The organism is Burkholderia sp. Ac-20345, assembly GCF_017104825.1.
In the GTDB taxonomy this organism is placed as follows: Bacteria; Pseudomonadota; Gammaproteobacteria; order Burkholderiales; family Burkholderiaceae; genus Burkholderia; species Burkholderia lata_B.
This window is the reverse complement of record NZ_JAAGPO010000015.1, coordinates 55,573-70,626: the sequence shown is the minus strand read 5'-3', so window position 1 is coordinate 70,626 and position 15,054 is coordinate 55,573. Positions and strand designations below refer to the sequence as shown.

Genomic DNA, 15,054 nt, shown 5'->3' with positions numbered 1-15,054 from the left:
CCTTTCTCCCTGTCAATCCTTTCACCACGGGAATTCGAACATGAGCAACCTGAATGGCAAGACCGCAGTCGTCACGGGCGCCGCGAGCGGCATCGGCAAGGAAATCGCACTCGAGCTCGCGAAGGCGGGCGCGGCCGTCGCGATCGCCGACCTGAACCAGGACGGCGCAAACGCCGTTGCCGACGAGATCGTCAAGGCGGGCGGCAAGGCGATCGGCGTCGCGATGGACGTGACGAACGAGGAAGCCGTGAACAGCGGTATCGACAAGGTGGCCGAAGCGTTCGGCTCGGTCGACATCCTCGTGTCGAACGCGGGCATCCAGATCGTCAACCCGATCGAGAACTACTCGTTCTCCGACTGGAAGAAGATGCAGGCGATCCACGTCGACGGCGCGTTCCTGACGACCAAGGCCGCGCTCAAGCACATGTACAAGGACGATCGCGGCGGTGTCGTGATCTACATGGGTTCGGTGCACTCGCACGAAGCGTCGCCGCTGAAGTCGGCCTATGTGACGGCCAAGCACGGCCTGCTCGGTCTGGCCCGCGTGCTGGCGAAGGAAGGCGCGAAGCACAACGTGCGCTCGCACGTCGTGTGTCCGGGCTTCGTGCGCACGCCGCTGGTCGACAAGCAGATTCCGGAGCAGGCGAAGGAGCTCGGGATCAGCGAAGAGGAAGTGGTGAAGAAGGTGATGCTCGGCAATACGGTCGACGGTGTGTTCACGACCGTTCAGGACGTCGCGCAGACGGTGCTGTTCCTGTCGGCCTTCCCGAGCGCCGCGCTCACGGGCCAGTCGTTCATCGTCAGCCACGGCTGGTTCATGCAGTAACGTCTCCGCCTCCCTGAAGGGAGGCGATTCCCGCATCACCGCCTATTCTCACTACTCACGATGGCGTGCCGTCCGTCGACGTCACGCCATCCATCTCCGCCATCGAAGGCGGGATTTCTCGGAGAACTGATGAAACCGCACGCCCGAACAGAAAAACAGGCCGTCGATGCGGCGGACCTGCATCACGAGGTCGGCGCACCGACCGCCGCGCGCACGCTGCCGTACGAGACGATCGCGCTCGTGCTGCAAGGCGGCGGCGCGCTCGGCGCGTACCAGGCCGGCGTGTTCGAAGGGCTGCACGAGGCGGGTATTCCGCTCGACTGGATCGCGGGCATCTCGATCGGCGCGCTCAACACCGCGCTGATCGCGGGCAATGCGCCCGAGCATCGTGTCGAGCGGCTGCGCGAGTTCTGGGAAACGATCTGCAAGCCGGCGTTCTTCCCGACGGTTCCGGCCGCATTCGAATTCGCGCTGTTCAACAGCATCGACCAGATCCGCACGTTCTTCACCGCGTCGCAGGCCGCGAGCGCGATGATGCAGGGCCAGCAGGGATTCTTCGTGCCGCGCTTTCCGCCGCCGGTGCCGGGCGTGTCCGATCATCCGGAGAAGATCAGCTGGTACGACACGTCGCAACTGCGCGCGACGCTGCTGAAGCTGTGCGATTTCGACCGGATCAACTCGGGTGAAACGCGCGTGTCGGTCGGTGCGGTCAACGTCGGCACCGGCAACTTCGTGTACTTCGACAACACGCGCACCCGCCTCGCGCCCGAGCACTTCATGGCGTCCGGCGCGCTGCCGCCCGCGTTCCCGCCGGTCGAGATCGACGGCGAGTATTACTGGGACGGCGGCGTCGTGTCGAACACGCCGCTGATGGAAGTGCTGCGCGCCCGGCCGCGCCGCGACACGCTCGCGTTCCAGGTCGATCTGTGGAGCGCGCGCGGGCCGCTGCCGCGCTCGATGGCCGATGTCGCCGAACGCACGAAGGACGTGCAGTATTCGAGCCGCACGCGTTTCGTCACCGACACGCTGCAGCGCGAACAGCGCTACCGCAACGTGCTGCGCCACGTGCTCGACCAGGTACCGGAAGAGCAGCGCAAGGCGGATCCGTGGTGCGTCGAGGCCGATGCGATGTCGTGCAGCAAGAAGTACAACATCCAGCACCTGATCTACCAGCAGAAGGCGTACGAGCATCACTACAAGGACTATCAGTTCGGTCTGTCGACGATGCGTGACCATTGGTCCGCGGGTCTCGACGACATCCGCAAGACGCTCGCAGTCAAGGACGGCCTCGCGCTGCCCAACAACGACTCGGGCTTCGTGACGCACGACATTCACCGCAAACGGTAATGCCGTGCGCGACGGATCGGCGCGATGCCTGCGCCGGTCCGTCCTCTTCTCCGACCAGACATGCCGATTTTCATTGCACTGTTCGCGCTCATCGCTGCCGGATGGGGCGCGGTTCACCTGTTTCACGTCATCGCCGCGCAGTTCGGCCAGCCGGTCGCGATTGCGGCCGCCGTGCTCGCCGCCGCGATCCTGATCGCGCTGGTTGCCTGGTGGATCAAGCGCCGCCGCGACATCGCACCGAATACGAAGGAAGATGGCTGGACCCACGTCGTGCATCGTGCGTGGGGCGAGCTGCGCGTGTCCGCGACGCAGGGGCTGCTGTGGCTGTCGCACGATGGCGCGGACGGCCGCTATACGCTGTCGCAGCTCGACGGCTGCCAGGCCGCGCCGATCGGCGGCCGCTGGCATCTCGTCGTGCGCGTGCGCGATGCCGTGCGCAGCGAATGGAAGCTGCCGATGATGGACAAGCGCGATGCGCAGCGTTGGGCACGCGTGCTGACGCTCGCGAAGGACAACCGGCTCTGAAACGGCGCGCGGCGGATGCGCCTGTGCGCCCGGCACGAACCGCCGCGCCGGCTATCCCGCATCATTCCACACGCTATCGCGCCTTCAGCGCCCACAACGCATCGAGCACGTGCTGCGTCGCCCGCTCGACCGGCCCCGCCCGATGGGCGATACCCAGTTCACGCCACAGCGCCGGGCGCAACGCCCGCATCACGATGCGTGCGTCGGGTAGCGGCGCACCCGCCTCGTGCGGCAGCAGCGTCGCACCGTAACCCGCGGCGACCAGGCTCTTGATCGCATCGTTGTAGTTGAGTTCGATCCGCGGCTCCGGCCGGTGGCCGCCGAGCGCGAACCATTCCGTCGTGAGCCGTGACAGGCGGGTGGTCGCATCGTTGAGAATCAGCGGGCGGGCGGCCAGATAGCCGGGTGTCACGCGCGCCGGAAGCGGCCAGTCCGCCGGCAGAAACGCCATCACCGGATCGCGCCGCCACGCGCGGATCGACAACCCCGCAACCGCCGTCTGCGGCAGCGCCACCAGCCCGATATCGAGCATGCCCTGCGCAATGCGCGCCAGCGTGTCGTGCGACGTGAGCACCGCGATCTGGACATCGATGTCCGGATGCTGCTCGCGCAACCGGGCCACCGCCTGCGGCAACAGGTGCGCGATCGCCCCGGTCGATGCGCCGAGGCGTACGCGCCCGGCCAACCCCTGCACCTGTCGCTGCACATCGTCCAGCGTGGATTCGACCTCGGCCAGCAGGCGGCGCGCCCGCTCCACCAGCACTTCACCGATGGGCGACGGCCGCACGTTGCCACGCGTGCGGGACAGCAACGGCGCGCCGATGCGGCCTTCCAGTTCGGCAATGTGAAGACTGACGGTCGGCGGCGCGAGATGAAGCCATTGCGCCGCTGCGACAAAGGACCCTTGGTCCGCAATCGCGACCAGCGTGCGCAGGCGGTCCAGGCTGATCTCGCGCATTCCCCACCTCTCGTTCAAGAAAACTGAATCTGGCAGTCAGTAAATTCAACTTTTCCTATTCTAGGCGTTCGGCGGACGATACGGCTTTCCCGACGACCGAACCGAAGGAACGCGACCACCATGAGCCAGCCCACTGTCTACATCGACGGCGATCAAGGCACGACCGGATTGCTGATCCACGAGCGCCTGCGCGGGCGCACCGACCTGCAGCTCGTCACGCTGCCGGATGCCGAGCGCAAGGACCCCGTGCGGCGCGCCGAAGCGATCAACGCAGCCGACATCGCGATCCTGTGCCTGCCGGATGCGGCCGCGCGCGAAGCGGTCGGCTTCATCCGGAATCCGGCGGTACGCGTGATCGACGCGAGTTCAGCCCATCGCACGCAGCCGGATTGGGTCTACGGCTTTCCCGAGATGGCCGACGGGCACGCGCAGACGATTGCGCACGCGCGGCGCGTCACCAATCCGGGCTGCTACCCGACCGGCGCGATCGCGCTGCTGCGCCCCCTGCAACAGGCCGGCCTGCTGCCGCGCGACTACCCGGTGAGCATCCATGCCGTCTCCGGATACTCGGGCGGCGGGCGCGCGGCGGTCGACGCATTCGAATCGGACGGCGCTTCGCACGCGAAACCGCTACAGGTCTACGGCCTCGCACTCGCGCACAAGCATGTGCCGGAGATCCAGCTGCATGCCGGTCTGGCGAACCGCCCGTTGTTCGTGCCGGCCTACGGTGCCTATCGGCAAGGCATCGTGCTCACCGTACCGATCGAGCTGCGCCTGCTTCCTGCCGGCGTGACCGGTGAGCAGCTGCATGCGTGTCTCGCGCACCATTACGCCGGCGCGCGTCACGTCGAAGTCACACCGCTCGCGGAAACACACGCGATCACGCATCTCGATCCGCAAGCGCTGAACGGCACCAATGGTTTGCGGCTCGGCGTGTTCGTCAATGCCGATCACGGCCAGGTGCTGCTGTCCGCCGTGTTCGACAATCTCGGCAAAGGGGCATCCGGGGCAGCCGTGCAGAATCTCGACCTGATGCTCGGCGCGGCAAGCGCGGCGAAAGCGGCGTAACCCGCGTGCGGGCACCCTCATCGGCCGGCCCGGCACATCGCGGCCGCGATGCGTTGGTGCCCGTGGGATGCTACCGGCTCGCGATGCGGTTGCGAGCCGGAAACGGGGGCCTGCCGATGCTCCGTACATGCCCCCGTAAAAGCTCACCTTTAGCCGGTTTCAGGCCGTTTCGTCACCCGCCGCGGCATTCAAACCGGCCAGCGTCTCCACCAGAAAATCCACGCATACGCGCACTTTCGCCGACGCCGCGACGCGCTCCGGATAGACGGCCCAGATGTTCGCGGGCTGGATCGCGTCCGGCAGCACGCGGCACAGTGCGCCGCGTTCGATCAGCGGCGCGGCTTCCCAGATCGAGCGCAACACGATTCCGCGGCCGGCCAGCGCCCACTGCACGGCCACCTCGCCATGGTTCGTCGACAGCGCGCCGCCGACCTTCACCGTTGCCGTTTCGCCGCGCACGTTCAGCCGCCACACGCCGAACGGGTGATCGCGCTCCTTGATGGCCAGACAGTCGTGCGACGCGAGATCCGCGAGCGAGCGCGGCGTACCGCGCCGTGCGAGATAGTCGGGCGATGCACACAGCACGCGGTAGTTCGCGGCGAGGCGGCGCGCGATCAGGTGATCGGCGATCTCGTCGCCGATGCGCACGTCGAGGTCGTAGCCTTCGCCCGCGACATCGACGAGCCGGTCGAACAGATCGAGCCGTACATTCAGCTGCGGAAAGCGCGCAGTGAAGTCGAGCAGCGCCGGCGCAACGATGTGCCGGCCGAAGCCGAAGCTGCTCGAAATGCGCAGCGTGCCGCGCGGCACCGTGCGCGTGGTCGACACGTCCTCGACGAGATGATCGACGTCGTCGAGGATCTTCTCGGCGCGCGCGTACACGCGTTCGCCGGCTTCCGTGACCGTGACGCGGCGTGTCGAGCGATGCAGCAGGCGCGTGCCGAGCTGCGCCTCGAGCAACGCGATGCGCTTGCTGACATAGGCGGGCGATACTGCGAGCTGCTCGGCGGCCGCGCTGAAGCTGGTCAGGCGGACGACCAGGCTGAACACGCGCAGGTCGTCGAGATTCGGCGATTTATTCACGATTCGTGGAAAGTCGATTAACCTTTCGCGCGATTTTAATCCAGATGGAAATAAATAGAATGCTGTGACGCGCCGCTACCGCCCCGGACAGCAGGCCACCCAGCCAAGGAGATTTGCATGACCGACAGGACTTACAAGATTGCCGTGATCCCCGGCGACGGCATCGGCCGTGAAGTGATGCCCGAGGGCCTGCGCGCACTCGATGCCGTAACCGCGCGCTTCGGCGTCCGCTTCGACTTCGTCGAGATCGACTGGGCGAGCTGCGACTACTACGCGCAGCACGGCAAGATGATGCCGGACGACTGGAAAGCGCAGTTGTCGGGCATGGACGCGATCCTGTTCGGCGCGGTCGGCTGGCCCGCGACGGTGCCCGATCACATTTCGCTGTGGGGCTCGCTGCTGAAGTTCCGCCGCGAGTTCGACCAGTACATCAACCTGCGGCCCGCACGCCTGTTCGACGGCGTGCCGTCGCCGCTCGCCGGCCGCCGCGCGGGCGACATCGACTTCATGATCGTGCGCGAGAACACCGAGGGCGAATATTCGTCGGTCGGCGGCACGATGTTCGAAGGCACCGATCGCGAGATCGTGATGCAGCAGTCGATCTTCACGCGCCACGGCACCGAGCGCGTGCTGAAATTCGCGTTCGACCTCGCGCAGCGGCGCGCGAAGCGCCTCACCGTCGCGACGAAGAGCAACGGCATCGCGATCAGCATGCCGTGGTGGGACGCGCGCGCGGCCGAGATGGCCGAGCGCTATCCCGACATCGCCGTCGACAAGCAGCACATCGACATCCTGTGTGCGCGCTTCGTGCTGCAGCCGGACCGCTTCGACGTCGTCGTCGCATCGAACCTGTTCGGCGACATCCTGTCGGATCTCGGGCCGGCCTGTACGGGCACGATCGGCATCGCGCCGTCGGCGAACCTGAACCCCGACCGCAAGTTTCCGTCGCTGTTCGAACCCGTGCACGGCTCCGCGCCCGACATCGCGGGGCAGTACATCGCGAACCCGGTCGCGATGATCTGGTCGGCGGCCTTGATGCTCGACTTCCTCGGCAACGGCACGGGCCGCGAACGCGAAGCGCACGACGCGATCATCGCCGCGATCGAGGACGTGCTGCGCACGGGGCCGCATACGCGCGATCTCGGTGGCAATGCGGGCACGCAGGAAGTGGGCGAAGCGATCGCCGCGCGAATCGCGGGCTGACGATCACGCCCGGCGCGTTCGCACGCGCCGGGCAGCGACTGCGCGAATCGACGTGCGGTGAGCGGCATGCGGTGAGCAACACGCAATGCGTTTGCGCACTCGTGCGAATTCCGATGCCTGCACGGTGAAGTCGAACGGTGAGCAACGTCGCACCGCAACGCGCACGGCTCGCGCTATCCGTCGTCGACGTCGACGCGATCGGTGAGTTGCACATCGTACGCATGCACACCGATCGTCGATCCACTGCCGGCCCTGTGCGGTCGGTGAGATGCGTCACGCGGTGAAGCACACCGTTGCATGCCGACACGCGTATCACGCGATCCCGACATGTTCGGCCTGTCCGCTTTGCCCGGCACGATGCCGCGTCGAACGGCTCGAAGCACACAGTCCGACGCGACATTTCACCTCGTCCCGAAAAATCTCACCTTCAGGCATCGACTCCCGAATTTACTCACCGTTGAAGCCCGGTGACGCGTTCGTCGATCCGTCGAGTCGATGCGCGCGTCACAGCCCGAGGTCGGACAGCCCCGGATGATCGTCCGGACGACGGCCGAGCGGCCAGTGATAGAGGCGGTCCTGCTCGCGAATCGGCAGATCGTTGATGCACGCGTGACGATGCGCCATCAGGCCGTTTTCGTCGAACTCCCAGTTCTCGTTGCCGTACGAGCGGAACCAGTTGCCGGCGTCGTCATGCCATTCGTATGCGAAGCGCACCGCGATGCGATTGCCGTCGAATGCCCACAGCTCCTTGATCAGCCGGTAGTCGAGTTCGCGCGCCCACTTGCGCTGCAGCAGCCCGACGATCTCGTCGCGGCCGGTCACGAATTCCGCACGGTTGCGCCATTGGCTTTGCGGCGTATAGGCGAGCGACACGCGCTGCGGGTCGCGCGTGTTCCACCCGTCCTCGGCGGCACGCACCTTCTGGCGCGCCGTTTCGAGCGTGAAGGGGGGAACGGGCGGACGGACTTCGGGGGAAACGGACATGGGTTGCTCCTGTTCAGGTTGTGGCCACGGACGACCGCGGCCGGTTCGGATTCGCTGCGTCGACTACCGCGATACCGCGTCGAGCAGCAGTTCAGCCGTTGCGCGCGCATCGCGCGCAGCGTTTGCATCGCCGGTCACGAGCGCCACGCCGATCGCACCGTCGATCAGCACGAGCCACTGGCGCGCCAGGCGCGCGAGCCCGCGGCGCTCGATTCCCGCTTCGTCGGCATACGCATCGAAGCACTCGCGCACGAATGCCAGCAGGCGTGCCTTGTGCGCACGTGCGACGACGCGCACGGGATCGTCAGCATCGGGAATCTCGCCCGATGCGTTCAGGAACGCGCAGCCGTGGAAATCGGGCTGCCCGAACCAGTCGCGCAGCACGTCGAACATGCCGAGCAACTGCACGCGCGGCGCCTTGCCGCGCGCCAGCGTTGCATCGACGAACCAGCGCATCCAGCGCTCGTCGCGACGTTCGAGCGCGGCCACGACCAGCGCCTCCTTCGATTCGAAATGCGAATAAAAGCTCTTTCGTGCCGCGCCGGATCGCTTGACGATCGCGTCGACACCGGTTGCATGGATGCCGCCCGAATAGATCAGCGCTTCGGCTGCATCGAGCAGCCGGTCGCGAACGCCCGGTTCGCCGGAGGGGTCGTGATGCGTGTTCATGGGTTTACGGTAGAACGATCGTTCTCCATCGTCAACACCCGCGTGAAAAAGCCCTGTCGACGAGAGGGCTGAATCGCGGCGCGGCCGCGCGATGCGGCCCGCCGCGTTTACGACATTTTTTCTTGAAGCGGACGTGCGACGCTCACTACACTTCGGTCACCCTGTCTGGGCGAAAGGACATCATGCAGCGACCGGAATCCGCGCGCCCCGCGCGCGCCTATGCGGCTTATGCCAAGCGGCTCGACGGCCGCGTCGTCGTGCGGCGCTTCGACCCGCGCAACGATTCGTACGACACGTTGACCGCGCTGCTGCATCGCGCCTTCGCACCGCTCGGCGCGTTGGGCTTCAACTGCCCGGGCGTCGATCAGCCGGCCTCGGCGACGCGCGAACGCGTGCTCACCGGCGAGTGCTTCGTCGCGCTCGGCAACGCACACCTGGTCGCGACGATGACGATGCGTTCGCACGATCCCGATTCCCGCTGCGATCCGTACCGCAGCCGGCAGGTCGCGACGCTCGGCCAACTGGCCGTCGATCCCGTCTGGCAGGATCGCGGCATCGGCCGTTCGCTGCTCGCGTTCGCCCAGCGGCGGGCCGCCGCGCGTGGCGCGACGCACATCGCACTCGACGCACCGTACGCGGCCATCCGGCTCATCGATTTCTATCGCCGCGAAGGATTCCAACCGGTCGACGTGATGCGCTTTCCGGGACACAACTACGACAGCACGATCCTGTGCAAATCCGTCAGTGTCGCGAGCGGCCGCATCGTTGCCGGCGATACGACGCAGATCGACGTCGCGCGGCACATCGGCGCAGCATCATGAAACAAGATGTGCCGAAGCGCGAAGGCGGCGACGATCGCACGCAACTTTCCGTCCGGCAGGCACGCGTGCGTGCGGCACGGCGGCTGCGCGGCGTATTGAAGCTGACGATCCTCACGATCGCGGTTGCGCAAGCGCTGGCGTTCGCGTTCGAAAACCTGCTGGTGTTGGCCGGCTTTGCGCCGGATGCCGCGACAGTGTTGCTGTTCCGCTTCGTGACGTGCGCGCTCGTCAGCTTCTGGCTGCAGGCGGATGCGTTGCGCGCGTATCAATACGCGGCGCAACACGGGTTCGTCACCGTTCCCGGCACGCACGGCGATCCGGTCGACGTGGCGCCGCAGTGTCCGAAGCGCTGGCTCGTCGTGTTGAGTCTTCAGCTCGACCCGCGAGGGTTGAACGGTGAACGGATCAAGTAGCGGTCTGCGCACCGATCGATGTCGATCGATGTCGATCGCCGCGCGCATGAGTGAGTCGCCACGACGCGTGCGCACTCACGGTTGATGCTGCGGTTCGGCACGGCATCGCGTGACGCGCGTAGCGAACGATCACGCGACAAGCCAGGAGAGAAGTGCGCGGAAGAGGGGAAGCAGGTGCCGAGCGGCGTGATGGCGGGAAGCGAGGCGGCTGACGACAGGTGAAGTGAACGTGCGGCTGCAGGTCACCGATGTGCGATCGTGTCGCGATTCGGCGCGCAAACACAGCTCCCGAATAATCTCACCTTGAGCCCGGATTCGTACGTTTCGGCCTCGAAAACGCAGACGTAAACAAGAACGGGGCAGCCGGCGAAAGCACCGCGCTGCCCCTGCGGCACTCAGGCCGTCCAGTCGAGAATCACCTTGCCGCTTTCACCAGACAACATCGCGGCGAAGCCTTTCTCGTAATCGTCGGCCGCAAAGCGATGCGTGATGATCGGCGACAGGTCGAGGCCGCTCTGCAGCATCGCGACCATCTTGTACCAGGTCTCGAACATCTCGCGGCCGTAGATGCCCTTGATCTCGAGCCCCTTGAAGATCACCTGGTTCCAGTCGATCGCCGTCTGCGCCGGCGGGATGCCGAGCAGCGCGACCTTGCCGCCGTGGTTCATTGCCTCGAGCATGCTCGTGAACGCGCTCGGCACGCCCGACATTTCGAGGCCGACGTCGAAGCCTTCGGTCATGTGCAGGTCGGACATCACGTCGCGCAGCGACTCGCGCGCGACGTTGACCGCGCGCGTCGCGCCCATCTTGCGTGCGAGTTCCAGCCGGTAGTCGTTGATGTCGGTGATGACGACGTTGCGCGCCCCGACATGCTTCGCAATCGCGACGGCCATGATGCCGATCGGGCCCGCGCCGGTGATCAGCACGTCTTCGCCGACGAGGTTGAACGACAGCGCCGTGTGCGTCGCGTTGCCGAACGGATCGAAGATCGACGCGAGATCGTCGGAGATCTCCGGCGGGATCTTGAACGCGTTGAATGCCGGAATCGCCAGATACTCGGCGAACGCGCCTTCGCGGTTCACGCCGACGCCGACCGTGTTGCGGCACAGATGCCGGCGCCCCGCTCGACAGTTGCGGCAGAAACCGCACGTGATGTGGCCTTCGCCGGACACGCGATCGCCGATCGCGAAGCCGCGCACTTCCTGCCCCATTTCGACGATCTCGCCGACATATTCATGGCCGACGTGCATCGGCACGGGAATCGTCTTCTGCGCCCAGTCGTCCCACTTCCAGATATGGATGTCGGTGCCGCAGATCGCCGTGCGGCGGATCTTGATCAGCACGTCGTTGTGGCCGACTTCGGGGCGCTTCACGCGCGTGAGCGTGAGGCCGGGGCCGCGTTCGAGCTTTGCCAGTGCTTTCATGATCGCGCCTCCGTCAGATGATGCCGAGCGACTTGCCGACGCGCACGAACGCGGCGACCGTCTGGTCGATCTGTTCAGGCGTATGCGCGGCGCTCATCTGCGTACGGATGCGCGCGCGGCCGCGCGGCACGACGGGGAACGAGAAGCCGATCACGTAGACGCCTTCGTCGAGCAGCTTGTCGGCCATGTTCGTCGCGAGCTGCGCGTCGCCGAGCATCACCGGGATGATCGGGTGCGCACCCGGCACGAGCGTGAAGCCGGCTTCGGTCATCTGCTTGCGGAATCGCGCGCCGTTTTCGCGCACGCGCTCGCGCAGCTTCGCGCCTTCGTCGCTGCCGAGCAGCTCCAGCACCTTCAGCGATGCCGCGGCGATGCTCGGCGTGAGCGTGTTCGAGAACAGATACGGGCGCGAGCGCTGGCGCAGCAGCTCGATGACCTCGCGACGCGCGGCGACATAGCCGCCCGATGCGCCGCCGAGCGCCTTGCCGAGCGTGCCCGTGATGATGTCGACGCGGCCTTCGACGCCGCAGTGCTCGGGCGTGCCGCGGCCGTGCGTGCCGATGAAGCCGACGGCGTGCGAATCGTCGACCATCACGATCGCGCCGTAGCGATCGGCGAGATCGCAGATGCCTTTGAGGTCGGCGATGATGCCGTCCATCGAGAACACGCCGTCGGTCGCGATCAGCTTGTGGCGCGCGCCGGCAGCATCGGCTTCCTTGAGCTTCGCCTCGAGGTCGGCCAGGTCGTTGTTCTTGTAGCGGAAACGCTTCGCCTTGCAGAGGCGAACGCCGTCGATGATGCTTGCGTGGTTCAGCTCGTCGCTGATCACCGCGTCGTTCTCGTCGAGCAGCGTCTCGAACAGCCCGCCGTTCGCGTCGAAGCAGCTCGAATAGAGGATGCTGTCCTCGGTGCCGAGAAATGCGGCCAGCGCGCTTTCCAGTTGCTTGTGCACGGTTTGCGTGCCGCAGATGAAGCGTACCGATGCCATGCCGAAGCCGTCCTGGTCGAGGCCGGCCTTCGCCGCATCGATCAGGCGCGAATCGTTCGCCAGACCCAGATAGTTGTTCGCGCAGAAATTGAGCACGCCGGCACCACCGGCGAGCCGCACGTCCGCCGCCTGGGGACTCGCGATCTCGCGCTCGGTCTTGTAAAAACCGTCCGCGCGGATCTGGTCCAGCGTCCCGCGCACCTGGGCGAGAAAGGCATCACGCATCGCAAAGCTCCTGACAGGGTTTCGCATTCCGCAACGCGCCACTCGTGGCGGCGGCGCAACGGCCTGCTACTGTTATAGTCGGTCGTTCGGTTGACCGCATTTATCCGATATTCCGAACTAGAATTCGAAATATCGAACAACTCTAAGCGAACGGAATCCAAATGGCAAGTTCCTCCGGTTCGCGGCGCACGCCTGCCAGCGCCGCCCCGCAACCGCCAGCCGCAACGCCGCCGCGTGTCGGCGAGCAGATCCAGCGGCTGCGCACCGAACGCAAGCTGACGCTCGACGACCTGTCGCGCGCGGCGGGCGTATCGAAATCGATGCTCTCCGAGATCGAACGCGACAAGGCCAACCCGACAATCGCCGTTGCGTGGCGGCTGACGAACGCGCTCGGCATCACGCTCGACGAGCTGTTCTCGCAGCCGAAAGCGCCCGAGACCATTCGCGTAGACGGCCCGCACGACATTCCGACGCTCGCCGGCCATGACGGCCGGTACCAGTTGCGCGTGTGGGGCCCGATCGACCTCGCCGGCAAGTTCGAGTGGTACGAGCTGACGCTGCCGGGCGGCGGCGCACTGATATCGAACGCACACGAGCCCGGCACGCGCGAGCACCTCACCGTGCTGCAGGGCGCGATGGAAATCGAAGCCGCGGCGGCCAGCCGGCGCCTGAAGGTGGGCGACACCGCGCGCTACCCGGCCGACGAGCCGCACGCGATCCGCAATCCCGGCAAGGCCGAGGCGCGGGCACTGCTGATCGTGATACACCGCTGACGGCGCGGATAGCTGACCAAAAGGCCGATTGCAGGCTGGTTGCGGAAAACACTGTATGTTTGTACAGTATACGGACATTCCGCCATGCATGGGCCGGAGCCGGCGCACCGAGGCGCCCGCCCGGTCGACAGGAGCCTGCAATGACAGAAGAACAAGATTTGGCCGCGCTCAGCTTCAAGGCTGCCGCGCACGACCTCGAGCTGATCGTCCGGCATATTGCCGGGCGCTACATCCACCAGCGTGTCCCGCTGACGTGGCGCCTGCTGCACGCCATCGAAGCCGAGGCGCTCGCCGATCTCGGCTTTGCCAGCCGGCACGACGCCGGCATGCGTCAATTGTTCGAACGGCCGTCGGACATGACGTTTCCCGAAACGGACGATCCGATCGACTTCGGGCGCTCGAATGCGCTGCCCGCCGCTTTTTCGTTCGCGGTTCTCGCGTACGAAGCGGCGTCGACGTCGCACGACACCGCGCCTCGCGAGCGTGTTCACCGCCCGTCCAAGGCGTGGGGTGACTGACTGCCCGCCCGGGCTGCCGCGCATGGCGGCCTTGTCCAGCCTCTTGCTGCCCGAGACGTTGCGGAAAGGGCTACCATATACGCAACTAACGGAATAAATCACATGTCTCTTCCCGCCTCTCCCGATACCCCAGCACGCCCGGAAGAAACGGATCTGTTCGACCGCGGCGCGTCCGACTGGATCCTCTCGCCCGAAGCCGCATTCGATGCATGGCTCGCCATGCAGGACTATCGCCGCTCGTCGGCCGACGTCTATCGCGCGCAATGGGGCGCGTTTCTCACATGGATGCGTGCACACCAGAAGAATCTGGCAACGGTCGATACCGCAACCATCGCGAATTTCGTCGGCGAACTGCCGATCCGGAAAACCCAGCGAATGCGCTATTTGCGGCTGATCGAGCGCGTGCTCGACCACATCCGGCGCACCGAATACGCATCGACCAACCCGGCCCGGTTCATTGCTCAGGATGGCGAAGCAAACTGGCGCAAAGCGCGCGACAACGAACCTACCGGTTTCCTCACGCCGGCCGAGCGCGCGACGTTGCTCGCGTACCTGTTTTCACCGATCGGCGTATCCGGTTCAGCGTACTGGAAAGAGCGGCGCGACCGCGCGCTCGTCGCCGTATTTCTCGGTGCCGGCATTAAAACCGGCGAAGCGCGCGCACTCACGATTAGTTGCATCAATACGAGTGGAACGTCGCTGCAGATCGAGTCGACACATCCGGATTTCGCGCGCGAAACCCACCTGGCATCGTTCGCGATCGCCCTGCTCGAAGCCTGGCTCACCGAGCGCAAGCGCCAGGACATTCCGGGGGAACTCGTGTTTCCGGCGTCCCATGCCGGGCGTCCGATGCACAAGGCGACGATGCTGCGCGCGATCGACGCGATCGTTGAATCCGCCGGGCTCACGTCGTCGCGCACCGCGCGCGCGAGCCCGCAAACGCTGCGCAATACCTACGCGGCCGAACTGTTCGAACACGACGTGCCGCCCGAACGCGTCGGCAAATGGCTGGGCTTCATGCGGCCGATCTCGTCGAACCGCCTGCATCGCGCGTGGAAGAACTGGCGCGACGGTCTGGCCGGCAGCAACGGTGAAGCGTCCGACAGCGACGAAACTCACTGATCACCAAACGGCTGCTCACGCGAAATGATCCGTGAGCAGCCTTGTGTGGCGCAGCCTCACCGTTTCACCGCTCCCGAAAAACCTCACCTCAAGCTCCCCGGATCGTC

General features: G+C 65.9%; 16 protein-coding genes. 10 read left to right on the top strand and 6 right to left on the bottom strand.

Translation table 11 applies throughout. The annotated features are described in order from the left end of the window. The first annotated feature begins 40 nt into the window (after positions 1-40). From G3O06_RS09145 to G3O06_RS09135, 3 genes are all read left to right on the top strand, one after another. On the top strand, positions 41-826 hold the full coding sequence (locus tag G3O06_RS09145; protein ID WP_174917968.1) for a 3-hydroxybutyrate dehydrogenase: 786 nt from the start codon (positions 41-43) through the stop codon (positions 824-826). A gap of 129 nt (positions 827-955) precedes the next feature. After that, positions 956-2,173, top strand: a complete 1,218-nt coding sequence (locus G3O06_RS09140; RefSeq protein ID WP_205815787.1) for a patatin-like phospholipase family protein — start codon at positions 956-958, stop codon at positions 2,171-2,173. Between the two features lie 60 nt (positions 2,174-2,233). Next, on the top strand, positions 2,234-2,698 hold the full coding sequence (locus G3O06_RS09135) for a hypothetical protein (protein ID WP_174974402.1): 465 nt from the start codon (positions 2,234-2,236) through the stop codon (positions 2,696-2,698). A 73-nt stretch (positions 2,699-2,771) separates the two neighbouring features. Here the strand turns inward: G3O06_RS09135 and G3O06_RS09130 are convergent, their stop codons facing one another. Then, positions 2,772-3,656 (bottom strand): LysR family transcriptional regulator, encoded by an 885-nt coding sequence (locus tag G3O06_RS09130; RefSeq protein ID WP_205815786.1) that lies wholly within the window; start codon positions 3,654-3,656, stop codon positions 2,772-2,774. 120 nt (positions 3,657-3,776) lie between these two features. Here G3O06_RS09130 and argC point away from each other — a divergent pair, with 120 nt between their 5' ends. After that, complete coding sequence (argC, locus tag G3O06_RS09125) at positions 3,777-4,724, top strand: N-acetyl-gamma-glutamyl-phosphate reductase (protein ID WP_205815785.1); 948 nt, start codon at positions 3,777-3,779, stop codon at positions 4,722-4,724. A gap of 159 nt (positions 4,725-4,883) precedes the next feature. Here argC and G3O06_RS09120 read toward each other — a convergent pair whose 3' ends face one another. Then, the gene (locus tag G3O06_RS09120; protein ID WP_174917972.1) at positions 4,884-5,807 is read right to left on the bottom strand and encodes a LysR substrate-binding domain-containing protein; all 924 of its coding nucleotides are present in this window, start codon (positions 5,805-5,807) and stop codon (positions 4,884-4,886) included. A 117-nt stretch (positions 5,808-5,924) separates the two neighbouring features. Between G3O06_RS09120 and G3O06_RS09115 the strand changes: the two genes are divergently transcribed. Then, on the top strand, positions 5,925-7,010 hold the full coding sequence (locus G3O06_RS09115; RefSeq protein ID WP_174984130.1) for a tartrate dehydrogenase: 1,086 nt from the start codon (positions 5,925-5,927) through the stop codon (positions 7,008-7,010). A gap of 504 nt (positions 7,011-7,514) precedes the next feature. Here G3O06_RS09115 and G3O06_RS09110 read toward each other — a convergent pair. Both G3O06_RS09110 and G3O06_RS09105 read right to left on the bottom strand, forming a co-directional pair. After that, on the bottom strand, positions 7,515-7,994 hold the full coding sequence (locus tag G3O06_RS09110) for a nuclear transport factor 2 family protein (RefSeq protein ID WP_174997777.1): 480 nt from the start codon (positions 7,992-7,994) through the stop codon (positions 7,515-7,517). Between the two features lie 63 nt (positions 7,995-8,057). Then, the gene (locus tag G3O06_RS09105; RefSeq protein WP_175007228.1) at positions 8,058-8,663 is read right to left on the bottom strand and encodes a TetR/AcrR family transcriptional regulator; all 606 of its coding nucleotides are present in this window, start codon (positions 8,661-8,663) and stop codon (positions 8,058-8,060) included. A 182-nt stretch (positions 8,664-8,845) separates the two neighbouring features. Here G3O06_RS09105 and G3O06_RS09100 point away from each other — a divergent pair, with 182 nt between their 5' ends. Further along, positions 8,846-9,484, top strand: coding sequence for a GNAT family N-acetyltransferase (locus G3O06_RS09100; RefSeq protein WP_205815784.1), 639 nt, complete (start codon positions 8,846-8,848; stop codon positions 9,482-9,484). Then, positions 9,481-9,897 carry a hypothetical protein gene (locus G3O06_RS09095; RefSeq protein ID WP_174984136.1) on the top strand — a complete coding sequence of 139 codons (417 nt, stop codon included), beginning with the start codon at positions 9,481-9,483 and terminating at the stop codon, positions 9,895-9,897. The genes G3O06_RS09100 and G3O06_RS09095 overlap by 4 nt, the downstream gene beginning before the upstream one ends. A gap of 395 nt (positions 9,898-10,292) precedes the next feature. Here G3O06_RS09095 and tdh read toward each other — a convergent pair whose 3' ends face one another. Both tdh and G3O06_RS09085 read right to left on the bottom strand, forming a co-directional pair. Then, positions 10,293-11,321 carry an L-threonine 3-dehydrogenase gene (gene tdh / locus G3O06_RS09090; RefSeq protein ID WP_011356765.1) on the bottom strand — a complete coding sequence of 343 codons (1,029 nt, stop codon included), beginning with the start codon at positions 11,319-11,321 and terminating at the stop codon, positions 10,293-10,295. A gap of 13 nt (positions 11,322-11,334) precedes the next feature. Then, entirely contained in the window at positions 11,335-12,534 is a 1,200-nt protein-coding gene (locus G3O06_RS09085) for a glycine C-acetyltransferase (RefSeq protein ID WP_205815783.1), read from the bottom strand. Between the two features lie 161 nt (positions 12,535-12,695). Between G3O06_RS09085 and G3O06_RS09080 the strand changes: the two genes are divergently transcribed. The 3 genes from G3O06_RS09080 (at position 12,696) to G3O06_RS09070 (ending at position 14,947) form a co-directional block, all read left to right on the top strand. Continuing rightward, entirely contained in the window at positions 12,696-13,307 is a 612-nt protein-coding gene (locus G3O06_RS09080; RefSeq protein WP_174917979.1) for an XRE family transcriptional regulator, read from the top strand. 140 nt (positions 13,308-13,447) lie between these two features. Continuing rightward, entirely contained in the window at positions 13,448-13,825 is a 378-nt protein-coding gene (locus G3O06_RS09075) for a DUF2471 family protein (RefSeq protein ID WP_174917980.1), read from the top strand. Between the two features lie 102 nt (positions 13,826-13,927). Continuing rightward, on the top strand, positions 13,928-14,947 hold the full coding sequence (locus G3O06_RS09070) for a tyrosine-type recombinase/integrase (protein ID WP_205815782.1): 1,020 nt from the start codon (positions 13,928-13,930) through the stop codon (positions 14,945-14,947). Positions 14,948-15,054 lie beyond the last annotated feature (107 nt).